Source organism: Pseudoalteromonas sp. Isolate6 (assembly GCF_022398435.1).
GTDB classification, from domain to species: domain Bacteria; phylum Pseudomonadota; class Gammaproteobacteria; order Enterobacterales; family Alteromonadaceae; genus Pseudoalteromonas; species Pseudoalteromonas galatheae.
The window spans coordinates 1-2,572 of record NZ_JAKEVK010000342.1; the positions used below are offsets into that span (position 1 = coordinate 1).

2 protein-coding genes are annotated in these 2,572 nt (G+C 42.1%); both read left to right on the top strand.

Features of this window, described 5'->3' with window-relative positions:
- Positions 1-1,491, top strand: a 1,491-nt coding sequence (locus tag L1D50_RS22650; RefSeq protein ID WP_239966898.1) for a S8 family serine peptidase, incomplete at its 5' end; no start/stop codon positions are given.
- 35 nt (positions 1,492-1,526) lie between these two features.
- Positions 1,527-2,306 carry a Hint domain-containing protein gene (locus L1D50_RS22655; RefSeq protein ID WP_128727464.1) on the top strand — a complete coding sequence of 260 codons (780 nt, stop codon included), beginning with the start codon at positions 1,527-1,529 and terminating at the stop codon, positions 2,304-2,306.
- Positions 2,307-2,572 lie beyond the last annotated feature (266 nt).

Below are 2,572 nucleotides of genomic sequence, written 5' to 3' on the forward strand. Positions count from 1 at the left end.
CCGTTGTTATTGAGCCTTATGCTTGGGTCTACAGTTCAAGCCGCTGAGTTTTACAGTAACTCTTCAGGAACACAGGCGATTAAAGACAGCTACATTATTGTGTATAATACACCGTCTGCTTTAGTTAATGCAGATATCAGCACTAAAGCAGCATTTACGGCATCTTTAACGTCGAAGTTAAGCGCAGAGTTTGGGTTAGATGTTGATTATCAATATGATAACTTAGCTGGTGTTGCTGTTAAAGCAAACTCCGAGCAGTTATTGAAGTTGCTTTCCCACCCAGACATCAAGTTCATTGAGCAAAATGCGACCTTTACCATTGATCCACAGTTCTCTGATTTCCACGCGTTACAAAACAACCCTACTTGGGGTTTGGACCGTATCGATCAAAGAGATCGCCCATTAGACAAGAAATACGTTGGTGCGAATAATGGTCAGGGTGTCACTGCTTACATAATCGATACTGGGGTGTTAAACAGCCATAATGATTTCGGTGGTCGTGCTAGAAATGGCTATGATTTTGTTGATAACGACGCTGTTTCTCAGGATTGTAATGGTCATGGTACGCATGTTGCCGGTACAATCGGCGGTTCGCAATATGGTGTTGCCAAAGCAGTAGATTTAGTTGGTGTGCGGGTCCTTAATTGTAGTGGTTCGGGATCATATGCTGGCGTAATTGCGGGGATCGACTGGGTTGCTGGTAATGCTTCTGGACCATCTGTTGCAAATATGAGCTTGGGTGGCGGTAAATCTCAAGCTGTTAATAACGCTGTGGCAAATGCAGTGAACCGTGGTATTACCTTCGTAGTGGCTGCGGGGAATGATCGTGGTGACGCTTGCTCTAAATCACCGGCAAGTGAGCCTTCTGCAATCACCGTTGCCTCTTCAGATATCAACGACGCAAGATCTGGTTTTTCCAACTATGGAAAATGTGTCGACGTATTTGCGCCTGGATCTTCAATAAAGTCAGCATGGATTGGCTCCAACAGTGCAACTAAGACGATTAGTGGTACTTCGATGGCATCGCCTCACGTTGCTGGTGTAGCAGCGCTGCATTTGTCTAAATCGCCAAACCTAAACCCTGCTCAGGTGACCGCTGCGATTAACAACAATGCTTCTGAAAACAAAATCTCGAATGTCGTCGGTTCACCAAACAAATTGGTCTATGCCAAATTTGAAGATCAACCAGGAGATGGCTTAGTCGAAATAGTAAGCGGTAACAAAGGCCAGTCGAAGGTATTCCCTTTTAGTGTTGCGTCAGGCACGAGCAAATTAGTCGTTAGCTTATCTGGTGGGACGGGTGATGCTGATCTTTATATCAAGCATGGCCAAGAACCTTATCCAATTGATAACGACTGTGCCTCAGAGAATCCTGACACTTCAAACGAATCATGTGTCATCACTAACCCAGCAAGTGGCACTTGGTACTTAACAGCCTATGGGTATAGCGCTTTTAATAATGTCACCCTAAAAGCTGAAGCTGTGAAATAAACTTCAATTTACATTAATTACAAGGAAATTTTTCTATGAGATCTTTGATGATTTTATTCACTACGTTGTTTGCACTTGTTGCATTCAAATCAGAAGCTGCAATGGATATTGCTGCTTATCAAAGTCAAGCGACTACCGATAATGCCGCTCATGGACGTTGCGCGAAAAAGGCTATTTCAGCGACTGAGTGTGTTAAACGTATAGACTGGGCTGTTCGTGAAGGCTATATCACTGCTAGAGCTGGTGAGTGGGGTAAAGCTAATGGCTTCTATCCTGTTGTCGACTTTTACGACAGAACGGTTGGTGCAGTATGTAAGTGTGGTTGTTTTGAAGCGAATACATTAATTCGTGTCACCAAAGGTGGTGATATTGTTGATGTAGCAGCAAAACATATCGATGATAGCTATGGTTTGGTTGGCTTAGCAAAGGATGCTTCTTTGAGCTTGCTATCGACAAACACGTTTGAAATGAGAGCGCGTACTAAAGGTGCTGAAGAATCAGATCTTTACGTGTTTATTTTAGAAGATGGCTCTGAACTTAAAGTGACTCAGCACCACGGTATGCTTTTAGGCAATGGCGCGATGGTTGCAGCTAAAGATGTTGAGTTAGGCCAAACGATGTTGCGTGCAGATGGCGTTGAGCTTTCAGTTGCTTCAATTACTCGTGAGCCTACCGAGCTGGACGTATACAACTTTGAAACTAATGGTGCAGAAGTAGTAAATCACATCATTATTGCAAACGACATTTTAGTTGGTGATTTGACTTGGCAAAATCAGCTACAAGCTGAATTAGGTCAAATTGTGGTACGCCAGTAAATAATTTTTAATAGGGAAGGCTATTCCTTCCCTTTTTCTACCTGTTCGATTTGAAGCTTGGCTGTCATACGAAATAACAGCCCTTACTCATGATTATATTTTTATCTGTTTAGTAGCTCAGTCACAAATACTTTTGAAAAGTTATTCTGGCTATGGTTATTTTCATAATGAAGTTAGCACTATTTTTCAGCTCGAACACGAACAGATTTCCATCTTTCAAACTATTTGTCGTTCAATATTTAGGTTTTATTTTTATGAAAAAAAGT